Annotated in this window: 20 protein-coding genes; 8 read left to right on the top strand and 12 right to left on the bottom strand. The window is 70.8% G+C overall.

From position 1 onward, the window contains the following. Positions 1 to 530 precede the first annotated feature (530 nt). The 4 genes from J2S57_RS31535 to J2S57_RS31520 are packed head-to-tail and all read left to right on the top strand — an operon-like array spanning position 531 to position 4446. Positions 531 to 1652: a quaternary amine ABC transporter ATP-binding protein gene (locus J2S57_RS31535; RefSeq protein WP_307249639.1), complete on the top strand. Its 1122-nt coding sequence runs from the start codon at positions 531 to 533 to the stop codon at positions 1650 to 1652. Beyond that, complete coding sequence (locus J2S57_RS31530; protein WP_307249638.1) at positions 1645 to 2580, top strand: ABC transporter permease; 936 nt, start codon at positions 1645 to 1647, stop codon at positions 2578 to 2580. Before J2S57_RS31535 ends, J2S57_RS31530 begins: the two co-directional genes overlap by 8 nt. A gap of 16 nt (positions 2581 to 2596) precedes the next feature. Beyond that, positions 2597 to 3535, top strand: coding sequence for a glycine betaine ABC transporter substrate-binding protein (locus J2S57_RS31525; RefSeq protein WP_307249637.1), 939 nt, complete (start codon positions 2597 to 2599; stop codon positions 3533 to 3535). Beyond that, on the top strand, positions 3532 to 4446 hold the full coding sequence (locus J2S57_RS31520; RefSeq protein WP_307249636.1) for a glycine betaine ABC transporter substrate-binding protein: 915 nt from the start codon (positions 3532 to 3534) through the stop codon (positions 4444 to 4446). Before J2S57_RS31525 ends, J2S57_RS31520 begins: the two co-directional genes overlap by 4 nt. A gap of 15 nt (positions 4447 to 4461) precedes the next feature. On the opposite strand, the gene J2S57_RS31515 is transcribed toward J2S57_RS31520, so the two are convergent. Continuing rightward, complete coding sequence (locus tag J2S57_RS31515) at positions 4462 to 6009, bottom strand: sensor domain-containing diguanylate cyclase (RefSeq protein WP_307249635.1); 1548 nt, start codon at positions 6007 to 6009, stop codon at positions 4462 to 4464. 161 nt (positions 6010 to 6170) lie between these two features. Here J2S57_RS31515 and J2S57_RS31510 point away from each other — a divergent pair, with 161 nt between their 5' ends. Both J2S57_RS31510 and J2S57_RS31505 read left to right on the top strand, forming a co-directional pair. Continuing rightward, complete coding sequence (locus J2S57_RS31510; protein ID WP_307249634.1) at positions 6171 to 7178, top strand: LLM class flavin-dependent oxidoreductase; 1008 nt, start codon at positions 6171 to 6173, stop codon at positions 7176 to 7178. Positions 7179 to 7190: 12 nt separating this feature from the next. Continuing rightward, the gene (locus J2S57_RS31505; protein ID WP_307249633.1) at positions 7191 to 7796 is read left to right on the top strand and encodes a phosphoribosylanthranilate isomerase; all 606 of its coding nucleotides are present in this window, start codon (positions 7191 to 7193) and stop codon (positions 7794 to 7796) included. Here J2S57_RS31505 and J2S57_RS31500 read toward each other — a convergent pair. The 11 genes from J2S57_RS31500 to J2S57_RS31450 all read right to left on the bottom strand — a co-directional run bounded on the left by J2S57_RS31500 (position 7783) and on the right by J2S57_RS31450 (position 19369). Further along, on the bottom strand, positions 7783 to 8781 hold the full coding sequence (locus J2S57_RS31500; protein ID WP_307249632.1) for a heme-binding protein: 999 nt from the start codon (positions 8779 to 8781) through the stop codon (positions 7783 to 7785). The genes J2S57_RS31505 and J2S57_RS31500 overlap by 14 nt on opposite strands. Then, positions 8768 to 9748, bottom strand: a complete 981-nt coding sequence (locus tag J2S57_RS31495) for a sugar phosphate isomerase/epimerase family protein (protein WP_370882728.1) — start codon at positions 9746 to 9748, stop codon at positions 8768 to 8770. The genes J2S57_RS31500 and J2S57_RS31495 overlap by 14 nt, the downstream gene beginning before the upstream one ends. A 27-nt stretch (positions 9749 to 9775) precedes the next feature. Further along, entirely contained in the window at positions 9776 to 10684 is a 909-nt protein-coding gene (gene iolE / locus J2S57_RS31490; protein ID WP_307249630.1) for a myo-inosose-2 dehydratase, read from the bottom strand. 10 nt (positions 10685 to 10694) lie between these two features. Beyond that, a complete protein-coding gene (locus J2S57_RS31485; RefSeq protein WP_307249629.1) occupies positions 10695 to 11189 on the bottom strand; it encodes a hypothetical protein in 495 nt (164 codons plus the stop codon). Continuing rightward, entirely contained in the window at positions 11186 to 12289 is a 1104-nt protein-coding gene (locus J2S57_RS31480) for a ferritin-like domain-containing protein (RefSeq protein ID WP_307249628.1), read from the bottom strand. Before J2S57_RS31480 ends, J2S57_RS31485 begins: the two co-directional genes overlap by 4 nt. Positions 12290 to 12299: 10 nt before the next feature. Further along, on the bottom strand, positions 12300 to 14162 hold the full coding sequence (locus J2S57_RS31475) for a GMC family oxidoreductase (RefSeq protein ID WP_307249627.1): 1863 nt from the start codon (positions 14160 to 14162) through the stop codon (positions 12300 to 12302). Positions 14163 to 14174: 12 nt separating this feature from the next. Then, entirely contained in the window at positions 14175 to 15953 is a 1779-nt protein-coding gene (locus J2S57_RS31470) for a GMC family oxidoreductase (RefSeq protein WP_307249626.1), read from the bottom strand. Further along, the gene (locus J2S57_RS31465; RefSeq protein ID WP_307249625.1) at positions 15950 to 16390 is read right to left on the bottom strand and encodes a hypothetical protein; all 441 of its coding nucleotides are present in this window, start codon (positions 16388 to 16390) and stop codon (positions 15950 to 15952) included. Before J2S57_RS31465 ends, J2S57_RS31470 begins: the two co-directional genes overlap by 4 nt. Before the next feature lie 3 nt (positions 16391 to 16393). Further along, a complete protein-coding gene (locus J2S57_RS31460) occupies positions 16394 to 17797 on the bottom strand; it encodes a glycoside hydrolase family 15 protein (protein ID WP_307249624.1) in 1404 nt (467 codons plus the stop codon). Positions 17798 to 17841: 44 nt separating this feature from the next. Next, positions 17842 to 18273: a lipocalin-like domain-containing protein gene (locus J2S57_RS31455; protein WP_307249623.1), complete on the bottom strand. Its 432-nt coding sequence runs from the start codon at positions 18271 to 18273 to the stop codon at positions 17842 to 17844. Positions 18274 to 18556: 283 nt separating this feature from the next. Then, entirely contained in the window at positions 18557 to 19369 is an 813-nt protein-coding gene (locus J2S57_RS31450; RefSeq protein WP_307249622.1) for a GNAT family N-acetyltransferase, read from the bottom strand. Positions 19370 to 19536: 167 nt separating this feature from the next. Between J2S57_RS31450 and J2S57_RS31445 the strand changes: the two genes are divergently transcribed. Together J2S57_RS31445 and J2S57_RS31440 are read left to right on the top strand one after the other, a co-directional pair. Beyond that, entirely contained in the window at positions 19537 to 20391 is an 855-nt protein-coding gene (locus J2S57_RS31445) for a mycofactocin-coupled SDR family oxidoreductase (RefSeq protein WP_307249621.1), read from the top strand. 10 nt (positions 20392 to 20401) lie between these two features. Continuing rightward, entirely contained in the window at positions 20402 to 20956 is a 555-nt protein-coding gene (locus J2S57_RS31440) for a TetR/AcrR family transcriptional regulator (protein WP_307249620.1), read from the top strand. The last annotated feature ends 7 nt before the right edge of the window (positions 20957 to 20963 follow it).

Raw genomic sequence — 20963 nt, 5'->3', positions numbered from 1 at the left:
CGCGATTTCACCAGGTCCCGGACGGGAATCAACCGAAAGCCCGTTTCCGGCGCGCTCTCGCACGCCGCCTCCTCCGGCTTGGTGGGCGGAGCGCGCTGATTCGTGCTAGCCCGGAATCCCGGTGAGAATCCGACTCCCGAGCGTGACTGAGACCAGCGTCACGTAACGCCGGGAACGTCCGCGGCGATGTTCCCGAAACGCCTTGCGGGGGCGTGGATCGGTCCACCGGTCGACCACTTCCGGACGCGACGATCCGGGCTTTCGTGTGGCGCAACCACATTCGCTCCGCTTGACACCCTGTCAACCCCCGGGGAAGGGTGACCGGGCACTTCAGAGCCAGGCCATCGCGGCGAAGCGAGCGAAAGGAGCGGCTTTTGACTTCAGGTACGTGGAGCCAGCAGCCAGCAATGCCGACGACGGCGCCCAATGCTGCACCTGCCATCTCAGTTTCCGGGTTGACGAAGGTCTACGGCGCCCCCGAAGCCTCCAGCGGATGGAGGAAGTGGTTCGGAGCGAAGACCTCCGGGCCCGTGCCCGGTCACAAGGCCGCCGCCGACGACGTGAACTTCACCGTCGCGCAGGGCGAGTTCTTCGTCATCATGGGCCTGTCCGGGTCCGGCAAGTCGACCGTGCTGCGGATGCTCAACCGGCTGGTCGAGCCCACCGCGGGCACGCTCGAGATCGAGGGCCGGGACGTGGCCGGGATGAACCCGGCCGAACTGCGCGATCTCCGGAACCGTAAGATCAACATGGTTTTCCAGCACTTCGCGCTGTTCCCCCACTTCACCGTCCGCGAGAATGCGGCCTACGCGCTGCATCTGCGCAACGTCTCCGCCGCCGAGCGGGCCGAGCGGGCCGACTGGGCCCTGCGCACGGTCGGTCTCGGCGAATGGGGCGACTCCCTGCCCGGCGAGCTGTCCGGCGGTATGCGCCAGCGCGTCGGCCTGGCCCGCGCTCTCGCCTCGGACGCCGACATCCTGCTGATGGACGAGCCTTTCAGCGCGCTCGACCCGCTGATCCGGCGGGACATGCAGGATCTGCTGATGACCCTTCAGCGAGACCTCAGACGCACGGTCGTTTTCGTGACGCACGACCTCAACGAGGCCATGCGCATGGGCGACCGGATCATGATCATGCGTGACGGGAAGGTGGTGCAGCTCGGCACGGCCCAGGAGATCCTGAACACGCCGGCCGACGACTACGTCACCGAGTTCATCGCCGACGTCGACCGCACCCGGGTTCTCACCACGGGCGACATCATGCGTGAGCCGCTGTTCACCGCCACGCAGGACGAGGACGCCGCCGACGTGCTGCGCCGCCTGTCCAACGTGGAGGGCACCGGCACCTACGTGCTCGACGCGCAGCGCCGCGTGCAGGGCATTGCCCGCGCCGACCGGGTGGCCAAGGCCATCACCGGCGGCAAGAAGGTCACGATCGCCTCCTGCATGAGTGACGACTACGACCGGGTGGCCGACGACGTGCCCCTGTCCGACGTCTTCTCGCTGGTCGGGCGCAACCCGGTGCCGCTCGCGGTCACCGACGACGAGCGCCGCCTGCTGGGTGTCATCCCGCAGGCCACGCTGCTCGCGGCCCTGGCCACGCCCGGCACCACCAGCCAGCAGGACGGGAAGGACGAACCGAAGAATGCCTGAGATTCCCGTCATCGACCTCGGTGCCCCGGTCAGCGACGCCGTCGACTGGCTCACCGAGAACCTCGGGTCGCTGTTCGACCTGATCACCGACGTCATGCTGTTCCTGCTGAACGCGGTGCTCTACGTGCTCACCGCCCCGCACGCCTACGTGGTGACCCTGGTCGCCGTGGCGCTGCCGGTTCTGGTGCGCAAGTACGGCCTCGCCCTGTTCGCGCTGGTCGCCTTCGTCGTGATCCAGGCCATGGACCTGTGGATCCAGGCCATGCAGACGCTCGCCGTCGTCGTGGTCGCCGCCGTCATCGCCGTGATCATCGGCGTCCCGGTCGGCATCTGGGCGTCCCGCAGTCGCGAGGTCAGCGGCGTGGCCCGGCCCCTGCTCGACCTGATGCAGACCCTGCCGGTGTTCGTGTACCTGATCCCGGCCGTGTTCTTCTTCGGCGTCGGCGTGGTGCCCGGTGTGGTCGCCACGACCGTCTTCGCCATCCCGCCGGCCGTCCGGCTCACCGAGCTCGGCATCCGCGGCGTCGACACCGAGGTCGTCGAGGCGGCCCACGCCTTCGGCGCCAAGCCCCGCCAGATCCTGCGCGAGGTGCAGATCCCGCTGGCGATGCCCTCGATCATGGCCGGCGTCAACCAGACGATCATGCTGGCCCTGTCGATGGTGGTCATCGCCGGCATGGTCGGCGCCGACGGCCTGGGCTCCGTGGTGGTGCGCGGCATCAGCACGCTCGACGTGGGCGCGGGCTTCGAGGGTGGTCTGGGCGTCGTGCTCCTGGCCATCTACCTCGACCGTCTCAGCCACGCGCTCAGCCGGCCGCGCCGCCGCCGGGCCCCCGGGCGCCCGGCGAGCGCCCCGGCCCAGACCGCCGCCGCGAAGCCCGCCGCCGAGAACACCTCGGCGGACGAGGCCGCGCTGGCCGCTTCCTGAGCGAGGAGAACCTTTCGTGAACCCCAGCAACCTCTCACGGCGTGCCCTGCTCGGCGGCCTCCTGGCCGCCACCACGGCCGGGGTCGCCGCGTGCAGCGGGAACACCGCTCAGTTCAGCGGCGGCTCGGGCAGTGGCTCGGGCGGCAGCGGGGGCTCGGGCGGTGACCCCAAGACCGTCAGCATGGCCGTCGTGGCCGGCTGGGACGAGTGCATCGCCTCGTCCAGCCTCTGGAAAGTGCTGCTCGAGCAGCGCGGTTACACCGTGGACCTGCAGGAGCTCGAGATCGCCCCGGCCTTCACCGCGGTCGCGAGCGGCCAGATCGACATGTACATGGACGCGTGGCTGCCCGCGACGCACGAGGACTACTGGAAGCGCTTCGAGGACGATCTCGAGACGCTCGGTACCTGGACCAGCGGCACGCTCCAGCTCGCCGTGCCGGAGTACTGCGACATCACCTCGATCGCCGACCTGAAGGGCCGCGAGGGCGACTTCGGCGGCCGGATCGTCGGGATCGAGGCCGGTGCCGGTGAGATGAAGGTGATGCGCGAGAGCATCATCCCGGGCTACGGGCTCGACGCCTACACCCTGGTCGAGGGCAGCACCGCGGCGATGCTCGCCGAACTGCAGTCGTCGATCAAGCGCCGGCAGAACGTCGTGGTGACGCTCTGGACGCCGCACTGGGCCTACGGCAAGTTCGACATCAAGAACCTGGAAGACCCGGACCAGGCCTGGGGCGACCCGGACGAGCTCACCACGATCGCCACCAAGGGCTTCAGCGAGGCCCGGCCCGAGGTGGCCGGCTGGCTCAAGAACTACTCCATCGACGACGACGCGCTCGCCGGCCTGCTCTCGCAGATCCAGGCCGCGGGCACCGAGAACGCCGAGGAGGTGGCGGGCGAGTGGGCCTCGGAGAACGAGACGATCACCGCCGCCTGGTTCGGGGAGGCCGCGTGACGATCACCCGACGCGCCCTCCTGGGCGGCCTGATGGCCGCCGGCACCGCCGGTCTGGCCGCCTGCAGCGGCAACGCCACGCAGTTCAGCGGGGGATCGGGCGGCTCCGGCAGCTCGGACGACGGCGACACCGGCTCGATCAGCATGGCCGTGGTGGCCGGCTGGGACGACGCCGTCGCCTCCAGCCACCTCTGGAAGGTCCTGCTCGAGCAGCGCGGCTACCGCGTGAACCTGCAGGAGCTCGACATCGCCAGCGCCTTCACCGGGGTCGCGCAGGGCCAGATCGACCTCTACATGGACGCCTGGCTGCCCGGTGTGCACGCCGAGTACTGGGACCGCTACCAGGACGACCTCGAGATCGTCACGCAGTGGGCCAAGGGCACGCTCATGCTCGTGGTGCCCGAGTACGTGGACGTCGACTCGATCCCCGACCTCAAGGGCCGCGAGAGCGACTTCGGGGGCCGCATCGTCGGCGTCGAGGCCGGGGCCGGGCACATGCGGCTCATGCGGGAGGAGACCATCCCGACCTACGGGCTGGACGACTACACCCTCGTCGAGGGCAGCACCCCGGCGATGCTGGCCGAGCTGAACACCGCGATCGCCCGCCGGAAGAACATCGTGGTGACGCTGTGGTCGCCGCACTGGGCGTTCGGCCGGTGGGACCTCAAGCCGCTCGACGACCCGGAGCTCACCTTCGGCGAGCCGGACAACCACACCACCATCGCCACGAAGGGTTTCGCCACGGCGCGGCCCGAGGTCGCCGGCTGGCTGAAGAACTTCTCCATGGAGGACGACGTGCTGTCCGGTCTGATGGCCGACATCCAGGACGCCGGGACCGGCAAGGAGAGCCAGGTCGCCGAGCAGTGGGCGGCCCGGAACGAGAAGATCACCGCTCCCTGGTTCGGGGCCTAGATCGCGAAGCACGGCTCAGAGCGCCCGTGACCGACGCCGGTTCTTCTCCTCGTAGAGAGCCTCGTCCGCGCGGGCGCTCAGCTGTTCCGCCGGCTCGCCCGGCCGCCGCAGCGCGTACCCGGCGCTGAACCCGACCCCCTCCGGTGAGGTCCACAGCGCCTCGAGCCGTTCCAGCACCGACCGGGCCGCCCGGCCGTCCCCGGTCGCGATCACCGCGAACTCGTCGCCCCCGATCCGGCAGACCAGGTCGCTGTCGCGCACCGACGCGGCCAGCGCCGCCGCGAACGCCCGCAGCACCCGGTCGCCGGCCGGGTGCCCCTGGCTGTCGTTGAGGGCCTTGAACCGGTCGAGGTCGAACAGCAGCAGCACGGCGTCGTCGGGCAGGCCGGCCAGGCCCTGGTCGAAGGCGCGCCGATTGAGGACGCCGGTGAGCCCGTCGGTGGTCGCGGCCCGGTCGAGGTGCTCGACCACCCGCACCCGTTCCAGCACCGGGCCGGCCTGCAGCGAGAGCAGCTCGAGGATCTGGTCGGTGAAGTGGTCGAGGTCGTCGACGCGGGTGGTCCACCAGACCACGATCACGCCGAGCAGGCGCTCGTTCACGAGAATCGGCACGTACAGGCACGACTGGGCCCCGAACCGCTCGATGTGCTGGCGCGAGACCAGGTGGCTGGTCGCGGCGTCGGCGACGAACAGGTGACGCCGGGTGCGCGCGACGATGCCGGTGCCGGACTGCTCACCGTTCAGCCACACCTGCACCCCGGTGAAGTCCTCGCCGCCCCCGGCCCCGCCGCGTGCGGTGAGCACCTCGGGCGGCAGGGACACCTCACCGAGATCGGCGGGCCGTTCCTCCTGGTCGGTCACCATCGTCAGGGCCCCGTCCGCGCGCAGCAGGCGCACGGCCAGCTCGCTGACCAGCTGGGCGGTGTCGTGCTCGGTCTGGGCGCCCAGGAGCGGCCCGATGCCGGCGTGCAGCTGCTGCAGGTCGCTGCGCTGACGGCGCTGCACCGAGCGGGCCGCGGCGATCAGCTCACCGATCAGCGCCGAGCACACGATGGTGCCGATGATCTCGACGTGGTGGTCGCGCTGCAGGCCGAGCGCGCTGACCCCGCCCAGCAACGCCAGGTTCAGCCCCGCCAGCATCGTCGTGCGGCCCGGTCTCAGCACCAGCCCGGCGTAGCCCAGCGCCAGCACGTAGAGCGGCTGGTAGTGCCCGAGCACCCCGAACGCGCCCTCGCCGACGGTGGTGAAGAAGGCGCTCGGCAGCACCGGCCAGATCAGCACATGATCGGGAAAACGCCGCCAGGGCACCACCATCAGCGTCACGGCGAGCACGAAGACCACGACCACGAGCACCGTCTGCGAGACCCAGGCCTGCGGGTTCTGCCAGGTGATGAACCCCGCGTACAGGCAGGCGGCCAGGTACAGGGCAGCCGCCAGCCGGCCCTTGCGGGCCCGCTGGGCGTCCTCGTCCAGGCTCGGCTCGAGCCACGTCCGCAGATAGCGGCCGGCCCTCCCGGGACGGCGGGCACGGGGACGGACGCCGGGCCCGGGGGTGTGCGTCACGTCGGTTCCATCGGCCGTCCCCACCCGGCGGTCAAGCGAACCGGGCGTTCGTGACCGAGGGCCACCACCACGTCCACCATCGGGCGGGACCGAACGGGTGGCCTGTACGCGGACCGGTGACTCACATATTGTCTACCGAAATAGAAGACAAAGGAGCCTGCATGCCGGCCATCACCACCCTGGCGTTCCTGACGCCGGGCAACTTCGAGGACGACGACCCCCACGCCGGTCTCGAGGACACGCTCCAGCTGTTCGAGTACGGCGAGGCCCTCGGCTACGACGGGGCCTGGATCCGGCAGCGGCACCTCGAGCACGGTGTCGGCTCGGCCGCGGTCTTCCTCGCCGCCGCCGGGCAGCGCACCCGCCGCGTCGAGCTCGGCACCGCCGTCATCCCGGTCGGCTACGAGAGCCCGTTCCGGCTGGCCGAAGACCTGTCCCTGTCCGACGTGCTCTCCCGCGGGCGGCTGCAGGTCGGCTTCAGCGCGGGCACGCCGCCGCACGCCGACCTCATCGGCGACCTCGTCTTCGACGGCGACTGGCGGCAGTTCGACCTGTCCTACGGGCGCCTCGAACGCCTCCTCGCGAACCTGCGCGGCGACTACCTCGGCGACGAGGACACCGTCATCCACTCACCCGGCAACGTGCAGCGCCCCCGCCTGCAGCCCCACAGCCCCGGCCTGGTGAACCGCGTCTGGTACGGCGGCGGCAGCCTCCGATCGGTGCGCTGGGCCGGGCAGCAGGGCCTGAACCTGCTCACCGGCAACATCGTCTCGGCCGACGCGGGGGACACCTTCCTCGAGGCCCAGCTCAACCTCCTCGACGAGTACCGCACCCTCGCCCCGGCCGGCCGCATCGCCCTGGGCCGCGTGATCGTGCCCCTCGACAGCGCCTCGGAGGCCACGCGCTCGCGGTACCGGGAGTACGGGGCGAGCCGCGCCGGGCGCACGAAGGCCCCGGTCCAGTTCGGCGGGCGGCGCATGCACATCGCGCCCGACCTGGTCGGCACCAGCTCCGAGATCCTCGAGAAGCTGCACGCCGACCCGGTGCTCGCGCGGGTGTCGGAGCTGCGTCTGGAGCTGCCCTACGAGTTCGTGCGCGAGGACTACGAGCAGATCCTGCGCGACACCGTCGAGCTGATCGCGCCCGAGCTGGGCTGGAAGGCCGGCTGACACAATGGGTGCGTGTTCGTGAAGATCTGTGGTCTGAGAGACATCGAGGCGGCACGCGTGGCCGTCGAGGCGGGCGCCGACGCGATCGGCTTCGTGTACCACCCCGCCAGCCCGCGTCACGTCGGGCCCGAGCAGATCAGGTCGATGGTCGGCGCGCTGGGTGACGTTCCCGTCGAGACGGTCCTGGTGGTGCGGGGCCGGGAGATCGGTGAGGTGCTCGACGTGGCCCGCGCCGGGGGTGTGCGCACCATTCAGTTCCACGGCGGTGAGCCGGACAGCGATCTTCTCGCCGCCGCGGAAGCGGGGTTCGGGGTCATCCGGGCTCGGTCACTCGCCGAGCACCTCGCCGAACACGACGCCGAGCCCGCGACCGGCGCGCGCCTCATGCTCGATGCCCCGGAGCCCGGCGCCGGCCGGCTGATGCACGTGCCCGACCGTGCCCAGCTGCCCGGCACGCCCTGGATCCTGGCCGGCGGCCTGAACCCGGGCAACGTGCGGGCGCAGATCGAGAACCTGCACCCGCACGGCGTCGACGTGTCCAGCGGCGTCGAGTCAGCCCGGGGCGTGAAGGACCACGAGAAGATCCGCCAGTTCGTCGCGGCGGTCAGAACGCCTTGACCAGTGTCCCCACCGTGACGTGAGGCCAGCTCAGCCCGCGGAAGTTCAGCAGTGCGGTCTGGGCGTACTGCAGCTGCATGTACTCGCGTCCGCTCGGCCCGGTCACGTACTGGATGCCGAACACCGAGTTCAGCGTCGGGTTGTCGGCGTTCGCGGTGATGAACGGGATGTTCGCGACGCCCCCGACGGCCGGGGTGTTCGTGATCAGCCGGGTCACGTGCTGGATGTCCAGACCCCGTAACGCGGCCCGCAGCAGCGTGTTCGGGTCGTCGATCACCGCCTGGGTGATGTTCGGCGGCAGCGGCGACGTGCGGAACGGCGACTCCTGGGCCAGGTCGTAGGCCGGGAAGGGGCTGATCGTGCCGGGCGGGGGCGTCGAAGCGCCGACCGGGAAGGGCACCGTGTTGACCGGCGGGATGGTGGGCAGCCGGTCCTGCAGGTCCTCCTCCTCGGCGAAACCCACCGCACAGGCCGAGTTCCCGTGCGGGACGGTGGCCAGGCGGGCCACGCTCGGCCCGGACTGCGGCTGGGTGGTCGGTGGGATGTTCAGCCACAGGCCGGGCTCGATGTGCAGCGCCTCACCGGTGATCGCGTCGGTGACCCGGTGCAGGTAGGTCACACCGAACATGGCGATGTCGCTCTGCAGGCTGCCCCGGTTGAACACGGGCGAGCCGATCGACGTGAACTCGATGGTCTCGCGCAGCAGGTTGAGCTGCAGGAAGAACCCGTCCGGGTTGTCGGCGTCGAAGTCCGGCCGCGCGATCAGGCTGAACCCGGGACCCTCCCAGATCCCCGGAAGATCCTGCAGCGGGCCGAGCTCCTCGGACACCGTGCGCTGACGGGGCACGGCCCGGTAGCCGCTCTGCCGGGGAACTCCCTGCAGCGGGCCGATCTGGGCCGGCTGCAGCAGGGCCGCCGTCGGATCGCCGAGCGAGGGGTGCGGCGGGTGACTGAGCGGGTCGGCGGGCGTGTCAATGGTGGTCATCGTGGTCCTTCCCGGGCACGCGGGCGAGTTGCTTCTCGAGCTCCTCGATCGCCTCGGCCGCCACCGTGTAGGCATTCGGGTGCGAGGTGTCCGGCTCGTCCTCGCCCGGCACCCAGAACTTGCGGCGGGTCAGGCGCAGCGACGGCTGGAAGTCGGGGATGGCGTTGAAGATCTCGATCAGGAGCGGCCCGTCGTAGTGGGGCATGACGGTGGTCAGGAACAGGTCCCAGGGGATCCAGCTGTCGCGCACCGCGCCCCGGTCGGGCGGTGAGACCTGGACGTAGTGGAGCCTGCCGGTGGCGGCGGCGCGGGACACGGCCTGGCGGAACACCTCCGGGCCGCTGCTGCCCAGCACCACGTGGGCGATGTCGAGACAGACGCCGACCTGCCGGCTGCTCACGCCCTCGAGGAAGTGCAGCACGTCCTCGACCATGTTCGGGGCGGGCTGCTCCCAGTGGTCCACGCCCTCGATCGCCAGCTTCACGCCGCGGGTCGCCGCGTAGTCGCCGAGCTCGTCGAGCACCGGCTGCGCGTTCGCGGAGCGCGGCGGCAGCCAGTCCTGCAGGGCGTCGCTCCAGACCGGCTCGCCGGAATCGGTGGTGGGGAACTGGTTGTACGGGAACACGATCGGGCCGCCGAGGATGTGACCGCCGAGCACGGCGGTGATGTCCACCCGCGACTTCAGGTAGTTCAGCGCCCCGGCCCGCTGCTCGGCGTACGGCGAGGTAGGGTCGAACGTGCGGGTGGTGGCCACGTTGGTGGTGAAGCCCAGGTCGTCGAGCCCGGCCCGGTCCAGCGCCCGCCTCAGCTCGGCGTAACGCTCGACCTCACCCCGGTGGTCGGAGGTGTCCAGAGGACGGATCGGCAGGTCGAAACCCGTGTACCCGAGCTGCCGCATCTCTCTCATGTGGTTCACCACGACCTTGGTGTACTCCGGGTCGCCCGGCCGCAGGTCGGTGGTGAACATGAAGAAACTGAGGTAGGTCACGGCCTTTCACCAGCCCAGCACGTCGCGCAGGTAACCGCGGGCCTTCAGGGCGTACTCCAGCGGGTTGGCCTTGGCCGGGTCCTGCTCGGCCTCCACCACCAGCCAGCCCTCGTACCCGCTGTCGCCCAGGGCCTGCAGGATCGGCACGAAGTCGATCGAGCCGTCGCCGGGAACGGTGAACACCCCGTCCTCGATGCCCTGCTGGAACGACAGTCCCTCGTCCCGGACCCGCTGAACAATCGGTGCGCGAACGTCTTTCAGGTGAACGTGCTTGATCCGCCCGGCGTGGGCCCTGACCGCGTCGAGCGGGTCGTAACCGGCGAACCGCAGATGCCCGGTGTCCAGCAGCAGGTGCACCAGGTCCGGGTCGGTGCCGGCCATCAGCCGGTCGACGTCGGCGCGGTCCATCACCCCGGTGCCCATGTGGTGGTGGTAGCACAGGCGCATCCCGGCCTCGTTCGCGATCTTCCCGAGCCGGTTCAGTCCCCGGCACAGGCGGTCCCACTGGTCGTCGTCGAACCGGGCGCGGTTGGCGAACAGGGCGACGGGCAGGATGTGCGAGGTGTCGCCGAACTCGGCGACCACGATGTCGTGACCACCGACCGCCGCCAGGAACGCGAGGCGGTCCTGGAAGGCGTCCACCGTCTGCTGTTCCATGCCGTCGAGCGTGAAGTAGGTGCTCACCCACGGCTCGGACACGGTCAGGCCGCGCAGGTCGAGGGCGCTCTTGAGCTCGGCCGGGTCGGTCGGGTACTTGTGCCCGATGCTGCAGCCCTGGAATCCGGCCAGGGCCATCTCGCTCACGGCCTCGCCGAACGGGATGCCGATGTCGATGCTCGGGAAGTCGTCGTTCCACCAGAGAGTCGGCGTGACGCCGAGTTTCACCCGGTCCGGGGTGAGCGTGCTGATCACCATGACTGGCCCTTCATCGCTGGAGTGAGCGGGGAACGGGGGACGCGGGGAGTTCAGGGATGCGGGGTGGGTCGGCCCAGGAGCCGTACCCGGGAGCGCGGGCCCCGGGCGGGCTGGTGCCCACCGCGAACCAGAGCAGGCCTTGCGCGTAGGCCTGCGGGGAGGCGGTGAACGTGCCCTCGGTGCCGGGAATGCCGTAGGTGGCGGTCCATTCCGGTGACAGGTCGAACCAGGTGCCGCTGTACCAGAGCTTGATCACGTTCTTCGCGACGGCGCCCAGGCGCGGGTCGTCGAACACCGACTCGTCGAGTTGCTTCGCCCGTTTCTGCTCGTCGAGCAGCTCGGTCACCTCGTCGAAGTAGCGGTGGAGCAGGTCGTCGAGGTTCTGCCGGCCCACCACCTTCACGACGGTGTCGTAGTACGACCGGGCCTGGCCGGTGCCGTGCAGGTCGAACTCGGTGAACCCGGTGACCTCCGCCGAGAAGGTGACGAAAGCGTCCGTGCTCATGATGTCTCACCTCGATCGATGGGGACACGCTCGTAGACGGGGGACGCGTTGACGCCCTCCCGGGTGGGGTGCGGGTTGCGGATCAGCTGGTTGATGTCGTCGCGCAGCCGGAACATCCAGGGCACGGCCTCGAGCAGAAGGTCCGGGCGGCCGTTGTAGGCCTCGGTGAGGAAGACCAGGAAGTCGTGGTAGGTCTGGTTGAACCGCTGGGCGGCCTCGAGAACCGGCGAACCGGGCGGATAGTCGGCCAGCTCGGCGTTCACCGCGACCGGGTACACCGCGTCGAAGTCGACGTCGAGCCGGGGGCCGCTCGGACGCCCGGGGATGTCGCCCTTCTGGTAGTAGCGGGCCAGCTGGATCTGCTCGAACCGGTAGTAGTGCGAGAGCTCGCCCTCACCGTCGTAGATGCCGCCGCCCATGCCCTCGCCCTGCTCGGCGATCACGGTGAGCGCCCGGAGCGCGGTGTTCAGGTCGACCACGGCCAGGGCCTCGCCGCCGCCGGAGTAGAAGTACTCCGGCGTGACCTGGTGGGAGGCGTTGCCCACGAACAGTTCCCGGCCCTCGAGCCGGAACTGCGCGTCGAGGTAGCGCAGTCCGCGGTCGATCTCCTCGTAGAACTCGCCGATGCTGTAGTAGCGCACGCTCGGGTCGAGCGGACTGGCCGCCAGCACGGTACCGGCCCCCAGGTCGGGACAGGGCAGCAGCCGGGCCTCCTCGCTCGGGGCCTTGGCCGGGCGCTCGATGTTGAGGAACGTGGTGACGGCCCGGAACGAGAACGGCTGCACGTCGACGAGGAAGTCGACCTCGCCGCTGGGCAGGTGGGCCGGGTAGTTGGGCACGAAGTCGTCGGGCGTCAGGTCGACCGTCAGCCCGACGGCGTTCATCACGTTCGCGACCAGGGTCAGGTGCAGCATCTCCTCGACCACGACCACCCGGATCACGTGCTGTGCGTCCGAGTTGGCGCCCGGATGCAGGGAGTACAGGGCGGTCAGGTACGGCGGGATGGTGGCGTGCTCCAGGCGCAGCGCGGCGTCCAGGTAGGCGTGCAGGTCCGACAGGGTGCGGATCTGCGCGGGGAGCCGGGTGTCCAGCTGGGTCATGGTGCGCCTCTCAGACGGATGCGAGCTCGTAGGGCTGGTCCTGCTTCGCCAGCTCCCGCTCCAGGTGCCGGGCCGTGCGCAGGGTCAGCGCCGCCGCGGTCAGGGTGATGTTGGCCGTGCCGATGGTCGGCATGCTGCCCCCGCCGACCAGGTAGAGGTTGTCGTGCTCCCAGCTGCGCTGCACGTCGTCGACCACCGACGTGCCCGGGCTGGTGCCCATGATGTGCGTGCCGGCCAGGTGGTTGCCGCCCAGGATGCGGTAGCCCTGCCCCTCGAACTCGACGAAACCGTACTGGTCCGACGGGTACTCGGTGAAGTCCTCGACGCCGAGCCGGGCGAACAGCCGCTTCGAGAGGGAGCGGGCGAAGGCCGCGCCCTTCATCGAGTAGTCCGGGACCTCGAAGGTGATCACCGGGCGCAGGTTGCCCAGCCCGTCGCGGAAGGCCGGGTCGACGGTGACGGTGTTGTGGCGCTCGGGCAGTACCTCGATCATGTGCGCCATCAGCAGCTGCCGGCTGATCCGGTCGACCAGGGCACGCCGCAGGTCGAACCCGCGGGTGCCGTCGTCGACGATCTGGATCAGGTCGGTGATCGGTGAGCCGGTGGCCCAGCCCCAGCCGTCGTTGTGGATGTCGGTGCTGAAACTGGCCTGTTCCCGCCGGAACGCGCCGCCCCGCAGGTCGACGATGCCGGAGGTGCAGTTCGTGCCGCGGCCGGTGCCGGCCACCTCGGGCAGCAGGCCCCAGGTGAGCAGGTAGGCGTGGTCCATCAGGTTGCGGCCCACCAGGTCGCTGCGGTTCTGCAGGCCGGAGGCCAGCATCAGCCGGGCGTTCTCGATCGCGTTGGTGGCCAGCACGTAGGTGCGGCCCCGGGCGAAACCGGTCTCGAACTCGGTGGATCCGGGATGCCGGTAGCGGCGGTACTCGATGCTCTCGACCCGCCCGTTCTCAGCCGTGTGCACCTGGTGGGCCACGGCCTGGGTGAGCATGTCGACACCGCGCTGCAGGGCCCGCGAGAGGGTCTTGCCGGCGTGGTACTTGGCCTGCACCGGGCACAGCGGCACGCAGTTGTTGTTGCCCTGGCAGCGTTCTCCCTCCTCGACCTGGTGGGTGCTGACAGCACCGACGGGCACGAAACCGCGTCCGTGGTCGTAGGCCGGGTTCGGGATGCCGTTGCGGCCCTGCGGGAACGGGCGCACCTTCAGCTCGAACTCCTCGCCGCCGAGCTGCACCCTGGTGCCGTCGACGTCCCGGGCCACCACCCGGTCGAGGTACGACGGCGGCAGGCCCTTCATCGGGAACACGTAGTCGCGGGGGAAGGTGATGCCGCCGTAGGCCTGGTCGCCCACGTCCGCGCTGACCCCGATCTCGCGTTCCATCTCGCGGTAGAGCGGTTCCAGGTCGGCGTAGTCCACCGGCCACCGCGGGCCCTGCTGGTAGCGCTCGGCCAGCTGGAAGTCCTCCGGCAGCATCCGGAGGATCTTGGCCTCCCAGTGCATCGTGGTGCCGCCCAGCACCCGGGTGTAGGTGGTGTCGGTGGTGTGGGGGCCGCGCTGCACCAGGTAGCCGCTGTCGTCGGCCCGGTGCTCGGCGTCGGAGCTGCGGGGCATCGGCGAGGTCGGGTAGGCCGGGTACGGCGACTGGTTGTCCTTGCTCGCGGCCGAGTAGAACTCGGTGAGATACGCCTCGTAGTCCTTGATGTCGAGGTCGTTGGCCGGCCCGGCCTCGAGCACGAGCACGGACCGGCCCTGCCGGCTCAGGTGGTCGGCCGTCACGGCGCCGCAGATGCCACCGCCGACGATCACGACGTCGTAGACGGTCTCGCTGACGGCGGCCGGCGTGGTGCGGATGCTGGCGCCCTGGGGAAAGATCACGGTGCGTCCCTTCTAGTCGCCGAGCTCGGCCAGCACCCGCCGCGCGGTGCGCAGGGTTAGGGCGGCCATGGTCAGCGTCGGGTTCGAGGTGCCCATCGTGGGAAAGCTGCCCGATCCCACGACGAAGAGGTTCCGGTGGGCCCAGCTGCGCTGGTCGGCGTCCACGACGGAGGTGGCCGGGTCCGGGCCCATCACGTGCGTCCCCGCGAAGTGGCCCATGCCGTGGTAGTGGTACTCCTCACCCTCGTAGGTGACGGACGGGAACCAGTTGCCTCCCGCGTCCTCGGAGTGGTCCTCGATGCCCGCCCGCGCGAACATCTGCCGGTACACCCGTTTACCGGCGGCCATGCCGGCCTTGGTGTAGTCGTCGATGCGGTAGTCGATCACCGGGCGCGGGTTGCCGAGCTCGTCGACGTGTGCCGGGTCGATCGTGACGGTGTTGGCCGGGTCGTGCAGCTGCTCCACGGCCACCGAGAAGCGCACCTGGCGGGGCAGGGTCCGCTGGAGGTGGTCGCGCAGCCGGTCGCCGTACAGGCCCTGCGAGACCGCGGCGGCCACGTCGGAGTCGGGCGCGCCCGTGGTCGCCCGCCAGCCGTCGTTGCCGATGTCGAGGCGGAAGGCCGCGTGGCTGCTGCGGAACCGGCCACCGCGCAGGTCGTCGATGCCGGCCGTCGACTGCGGCCCGCGGAACGCGCCGACCGGGGTGGGGCCGTAACCCCAGGCGTACAGGGCGGGGTGGTCCATGAGACCCCGCCCTGTACGCCCCTCGTCCAGCCCGGAGGCGAGCAGGATCTTGGCGTTCTCCACGGCGTGCGCCGCGAGGACGTACAGCCGCCCGGTGGCGGTGCGCACGGTGTGCCGCGCCGATCCGGGCTCGTCGTAGTGCTGGTACTCCAGCCCGGTCACGGTGCCGTTGACCGGGTCGACGAGCACCTTCGACACCACGCTCTGCGAACGGATCTCGAGGAGGTCGCGGTCGGCCTGGGCGAGGCTCTTCTGCGCGTTGTACTTGGCCTGCACCGGGCAGATCGGCGTGCAGCTGGTGTTGCCCTGGCAGCGCTGGCCCAGACCGCGGTGCAGCGAGAGCTCCTCGCCCGGTTCGCCGACGGCCCCGGCCGGGCGGTAGCCCGCGCGCGGCACGCTGTTGCGGGCCGCGGGGTAGCCGCGCACCTTCAGCGTGAAGGTCTCGTCGCCGAGCGGGACCTCGAGCCCGTCCACGGACCTCGCCAGCAGCTCGTCCGACCAGCTCGGTGGCAGCCGGTGCATCGGGTAGTCGTAACCCTCGGCGAAAGTGATGCCCAGATGCGCCTGTTCGGAGACGTCGGCCGAGACGCCGAGCTCGTGCTCGGCCTCCCGGTAGAACGGCTCCAGATCGTCGTAGCCGATCGGCCAGTCCAGCCCGACGCCGTGCTCGGTGTGCATCCGGAAGTCCTCGGGCAGCATGCGCAGGCACACGCCCAGCCAGTGCAGGGTGGATCCGCCGAGGGTGCGGGAGTAGCTGCTGCCGAAGCGGTCCGGGCCGGTCTGCACGAAATAGCCGTTGGCGAGCCGCACGTCGGCGGTGTCGGGCTGGGGTGCGCCCGCCGCCGCCGGCCAGGGCGACTCGACGCTCTTGGGGGTGGCGTTGAAGAACGTGTCCAGGTGCTGGTTGTAGCTCTCGTAGTCCCAGGCGGTGCCGGGCCCGGCCTCGAGCACGAGCACCCGCACCCCCTCGCGGGTCAGCTGCTTCGCCAGCAGGGCACCGTTGACCCCGCCGCCGACGATCACCACGTCGGCATCGAGTCCGCTCACGCCACGCTCCTGCCGGCCAGGGGTGAGGTGCCCGGGGCCAGGGCGCCGGGCGGCATCGCCCAGGCCCCGAAACCCTGCTGGTGGGCACCGGCCGGGTGTGCGCCCGCGACGATCCACTGCAGGCCGCCGCGGTAGGCCTCGGCGGACACCACGTGGCGGGTGTCGCGGGGATGGGCGCCGTGGCGTTCGCGCCAGTCGTCCGGCAGTTGCGCCCAGGTACCCGAGTACCACATGAGGACGAGGTCGCGGGCCGGCGGGCCGAGGTCCGGATCGGCGAGAGTCGCCTCCGGATCGGTGCTCCCGAGCAGCCGGGCGACGAGGTCGGCGGGCACGATCTGGTCCAGCTCGGCCCGCAGCACGGCCGCGTTGCCGGTGCCCAGCAGCTGGAAGTGGTTGAACCCGGTGAGAGTCACCGACAGGTCGAGGAACGCGTCCACCGCTCAGCCCTTCACCGTGAGACCGGTCTTGGCCCGGACGGCCGAGAGGTAGGCGGCGTAGCTCCAGGTCAGGTTGCGCACGCTGCGGCAGAACCCGGTCGTGCCGTCGAACTGCTCGCTGAGCTCGAGGTTGTCGCTGTGGTAGACCACGGCCTCGAGCATCTGGTCGCCGGCCTGCTCGAGCGCGGTCACGGCGTCGTGCGGGGCGGTGTCCGGGCCGATGCCGACCTGCGTGAAGAACGGGGCCGAGAGCTCGTCGTGGGGAACGGTGTTGTAGGCCCGGATCCCGTCGGCGAGCCGGTAGTACAGCTCGGCGAAGTTGGCGGTGGTGAGGGCCCAGGGGTGGCCACCCTGCACGTGGTCGGACATGTCGCCGTCGTAGGTGTCGCCGGGGTAGCGGCCCACCATCGGCCCGATCGCGAGGTCGGCGTCGGCCAGGTTCACCGGGTACACCGAGGGGGAGGACGCGTCGGACCACTGGGCGCGCAACTGGGCGGCCGTCGCGAGCAGACGGGTGTCGGTGAGGGGCACGGCGCCGTAGATCGCGGCCATGACCACGTCGATGTTCGGGTCGTAACCGGGGCCGGCCGGGTCTTGCGGGGGTTGCGTGTCGGTGATCAGGCTCAGGTAGCGGCTGCCGTCCCAGTGCTGCGACAGTGCGTGCTCCAGCCAGTCCGTGGCCTCCTGGAGTCCGTCGGGCACGGTGACACCGACCGTGTTCGTGGCGATCTCGCGCAGGGCCCGCAGCTGCACCGAGCGGGCGAAGAACGAGTACCCGGAGTGCTCCTCCCACAGGTTCGTGGTCGGCTCCCGGTAGGCCCCGAGCAGGAACTCGACGTTGCGGGCCATCACCTGCCGGGCCAGACCCTGGGTGGGCTCGTCGAGCTGGCCGAACGCCTGCAGGATCGCACTGGTCTGCAGGGCCGGGCCGTCGTTCTGCTCGGTCCACGGCCGCGAGGCGCCCTCGATCGTGAAGCAGGCGTGCGCCAGGGTGGGGATGGCGTTGCCCTGGCAGATCGAGGCGAAGCGGACGTAGTCCTCGAGCGGCTCGACGCCGCTGTCGCCGCGGGCGGGCAGGTTCGCCGCCGACAGTTCCATCGCCACGATCGCGGCGTCGCGGGTCCAGTTGAACACGTAGTCCTGGTCGACCCCGGGGGAGTTGGCCGGGAACGAGGGGGCCGCGATGACGGCGCCGGGGGTGGAGAACCGGCCGGGGTCCATCGGGTCGGAGAACAGGAACCCGTCGCTGGCGACGTTGCGCATCATCAGGGTGAACATGTGCTGGGCGATGACGCCGAAGTCGCTGCGGTGCACCACCGACTGGGTGTGCTCGGCGCGCAGGCCGGCGTACCCGGAGGCGGCCCGGGCCCGCACGTGCGTGCCCGGTTCCAGGATCGTTGCCGTCATGACTGGACTCCTTCGTCGGTGGTGCTGCTCAGGTCTGGGGTGGTTCAGGAACCCGCGTGCGCCCAGGTCATCTCGTTGATGACGACCCCGCCGGAGGGCAGGGTGGTGGGCGGGGTACGCAGCACCAGGCGCCCGCCGTCGAGCGTGTACGGGCGGGCCTGCTCGGCGCCCGACCAGTTCGGGTACGAACTGCCCTCGATCAGGTGGGTCACGGTCTCGGCGGTGAAGGAGTAGCGGCCGAAATAGGCCAGATACCCGGAGTACGCCGCGGCCCGCTCCTCGGGGGTGCCCCCGAGCGGGTCGGTGCTGTCGAGCGGGGGCCGGGTGCCGGCCACCATCTGCACGGCCATCCGGCCCGCGGGGGCGTAGATGAGCTCGCCGATCGCGTCCGGGCCCAGGGGGTAGGTCACGGAGGCGTCCTGGGCGATCCGCCGCCAGCTGATGAGTTTCCACGCGCCACGCAAGGTTTCGGACACGGCATCCCCTTGGGAGATGGTGAGAGGTGTGTCACAAGCCTCGTCCGCGTGGGGGTGCGGCTTGAATCCGGCACCAGCGGATGAACAACGGCAAAGCGCGGCGAACGGCGGGGGTGTTCACCTGAACGCTGCGGGCGCCTCACCGGTCGGCCTACGAAAAGCGTTGCAGGGCGGCTGTTCGGGTTCCGACCGTATCCCCTTCGGGCGGCGTCGCAACCCGAGCCGGAAACCGGTTCGGGAGGTGGCGCGCGGCGGCGCCGCCGCGCAAGGGCCGGACGGGCTGTCAGCTGTCGTACTGGACCTGCAGGAAGTCCCCGGCCCGCTCGAAGCCCAGCCGCCGGTACAGCGCGTTGCTCGTCGGGTTGTCCAGGTCGGTGAACAGCACGACGCCGGCCGCGCCCCGGGCCAGGGCGGCCTCGACGCTCGCGGTCACCACCCCGCCGGCAAAACCGTTGCCCCGCAGTGCGGGTGGCGTGTAGACGGAGATGATGCGGGAGCTGCCCCGGTGCGGGCCGGTGCTGCCGGCCAGGGACACCGGGCGGCCGTCGTGCTCCCAGATCAGCAGGGAACCGGAGGCCAGCCGGTCGTCCACCGCGGCGGGCAGGTCGACCGGGGTGTGGGTCTCCCGCCCGAAGGCGTCGAACCAGCCGAGCAGCAGGGTGCGGTCGTGCGGGCCGGCGGGACGGGGCGAGCCCGCCGGCCGCGGCCGGGGCGGGGTGAGCGTGCCGAGCCGGTGCAGGGCCATCGCGATCTGGCGGTCGCGGCGGGCTCCGGTGACGCGCTCCCGCACGGCGCTGAACTCCTCGACGCTCTCCCGTGGCCCTTGCACGGCCCGCACCCGCACGTCCGCCAGGTGCGCCGCGAGCACCCGGGCGACCCCGGCCGGCATCGCGCCGAGCAGCACGGTCTCGATGGTGCTGCGCAGGTAGCTGCCGGTCACGGTGCCGTCGGTCTCGCTCCACCAGCCCCCGGTGTGCGGGGCCTGGGCATTGCTGGTGAGCGTCAGCAGGATCGTGTTGACGGCCGGGTCCTGCGCCCACAGCCCCTCGGCCGCACCGATCAGCTCGGGAACCGACTTGCCGGTCTGCCAGGTCATGGATCCTCCGATGGGGGACGGGTCGTGCTTGATCACCATAGGAGCAGATCCGTCCCGGGATGAACCAACGGCCTACCGCGAGCGCGGTACAGACAACGAGTCTGCCGAGCGGCTAGCTTTTGGTCAGCCGAACGGCAGACTCTCACCTCTACCCCCGGGAGGACCCCATGAGCGAGCATCCCGTGCCACCTGCCCCGCCCGTCCCCTCCGAGCCGATCGCCCGGCGTTACGTGGGCAAGGTCGCGTTCATCACCGGCGCCGCGCGCGGGCAGGGCCGGGCCGAGGCCGTGCGCCTGGCGGCCGAGGGCGCGGACATCATCGCCCTCGACATCTGCCAGGACATCCCGACCACCACCTACTCCGGCGCCACCCCGGAGGATCTGGCCGAGACCGCCTCCCAGGTCGAGAAACTCGATCGGCGCATCGTCACGGTCCAGGCCGACGTCCGCGACTTCGACGCCGTGCGGAGCGGCCTGCAGGACGCCGTCGCCGAGCTGGGCCGCCTCGACGTGGTGATCGCGAACGCGGGGATGACCACGGCCGCGCGGGTCTGGGAGATCGATGCGGAGCACTGGCGGACCACGATCGACATCAACCTGACCGGTGCCTTCCACACCGCCAAGGCCGCGATCCCGATCATGATCGAGCAGAACACCGGTGGGGCGATCGTCTTCACCAGCTCGGTGGCCGGTCTGGTCGGGCTGCCGTTCCTGGGGGACTACGCGGCGGCCAAGCACGGCGTCACCGGCCTGTCCAAGACGCTGGCGAACGAGCTGGCCGAGTACCGTATCCGGGTGAACAGTGTGCACCCGCACGGGGTGATGACCGGTCTGCAGATGACCGAGGTCCGCACCTACTCGGCCGAGTACCCGCTGCTGGCGCCCATGTTCATGGGGAGCCTGCCCGACGGTGTCAGCCAGAGCGAGGACATCGCCGCGGCCGTCGCCTGGCTGGCCTCCGACGAGGCGCGGCACGTCACGGGCATCCAGCTGCCCGTCGACCTGGGGCGCACGAACCGCTGATGGCCGTCTAGTGGCAAGACCGGTCGGCCGGCGGGGCGAGACCCGCGAGCGCATCCTGGCCGCGGCGCTGGAGCTGTTCGCCGAGAACGGGGTGCACGGCACCTCGCTGCAGCAGATCGCCGACCGTCTCGGTGTCGCCAAGGCGTCCGTCTACCATCAGTTCCCCACGAAGGACGCGATGGTCGTCGCGGTCGTGCAACCGGCCACCGACGCGGTGGGTGCGCTGGTCGACGAGGCCGAGAGCATCGCCGACCGCGCCGGGCAGCTCGACGTGCTGCTGCGCGGCATGGTCGACCTGGTTGTCGAGCAGCGCACCCTGGCCGCGGTGCTGCACGGCGACCCGGGCGTCGAGCCGGTGCTGCGGGCGTTCACCGATCTGCCCGGCCGGGTGCAGCGCCTGCAGGACCTGCTGCTCGGCGCCGATCCGTCACCGGCCCGGCGGGTGGCCCTGTCGGTGCTCGGGGGAGGGCTGATGCTGAGCGGTGTCGACCCGTTGCTGGCGGGTCTGCCCGACGATGTGCTGAGACGGGAGCTGCTGGCCACCGCCCGGCAGCTCTTCCACTGAAACAGGA

It is taken from the genome of Kineosporia succinea, assembly GCF_030811555.1.
Lineage (GTDB): Bacteria > Actinomycetota > Actinomycetes > Actinomycetales > Kineosporiaceae > Kineosporia > Kineosporia succinea.
The sequence above is the reverse complement of the archived record's forward strand: the minus strand, read 5'-3'. Positions and strand labels throughout refer to the sequence as shown.

What these genes read in the sequence shown, in the direction of transcription:
- J2S57_RS31530 (WP_307249638.1), top strand. Translation starts at nt 1,645, where the DNA reads ATGCCTGAGATTCCCGTCATCGACCTCGGTGCCCCGGTCAGCGACGCC.
- J2S57_RS31510 (WP_307249634.1), top strand. Translation starts at nt 6,171, where the DNA reads ATGCCGGCCATCACCACCCTGGCGTTCCTGACGCCGGGCAACTTCGAG.
- J2S57_RS31500 (WP_307249632.1), bottom strand. Translation starts at nt 8,781, where the DNA reads ATGACCACCATTGACACGCCCGCCGACCCGCTCAGTCACCCGCCGCAC.
- J2S57_RS31495 (WP_370882728.1), bottom strand. Translation starts at nt 9,748, where the DNA reads ATGTTCACCACCGACCTGCGGCCGGGCGACCCGGAGTACACCAAGGTC.
- iolE (WP_307249630.1), bottom strand. Translation starts at nt 10,684, where the DNA reads ATGGTGATCAGCACGCTCACCCCGGACCGGGTGAAACTCGGCGTCACG.
- J2S57_RS31485 (WP_307249629.1), bottom strand. Translation starts at nt 11,189, where the DNA reads ATGAGCACGGACGCTTTCGTCACCTTCTCGGCGGAGGTCACCGGGTTC.
- J2S57_RS31480 (WP_307249628.1), bottom strand. Translation starts at nt 12,289, where the DNA reads ATGACCCAGCTGGACACCCGGCTCCCCGCGCAGATCCGCACCCTGTCG.
- J2S57_RS31460 (WP_307249624.1), bottom strand. Translation starts at nt 17,797, where the DNA reads ATGACGGCAACGATCCTGGAACCGGGCACGCACGTGCGGGCCCGGGCC.
- J2S57_RS31450 (WP_307249622.1), bottom strand. Translation starts at nt 19,369, where the DNA reads ATGACCTGGCAGACCGGCAAGTCGGTTCCCGAGCTGATCGGTGCGGCC.
- J2S57_RS31445 (WP_307249621.1), top strand. Translation starts at nt 19,537, where the DNA reads ATGAGCGAGCATCCCGTGCCACCTGCCCCGCCCGTCCCCTCCGAGCCG.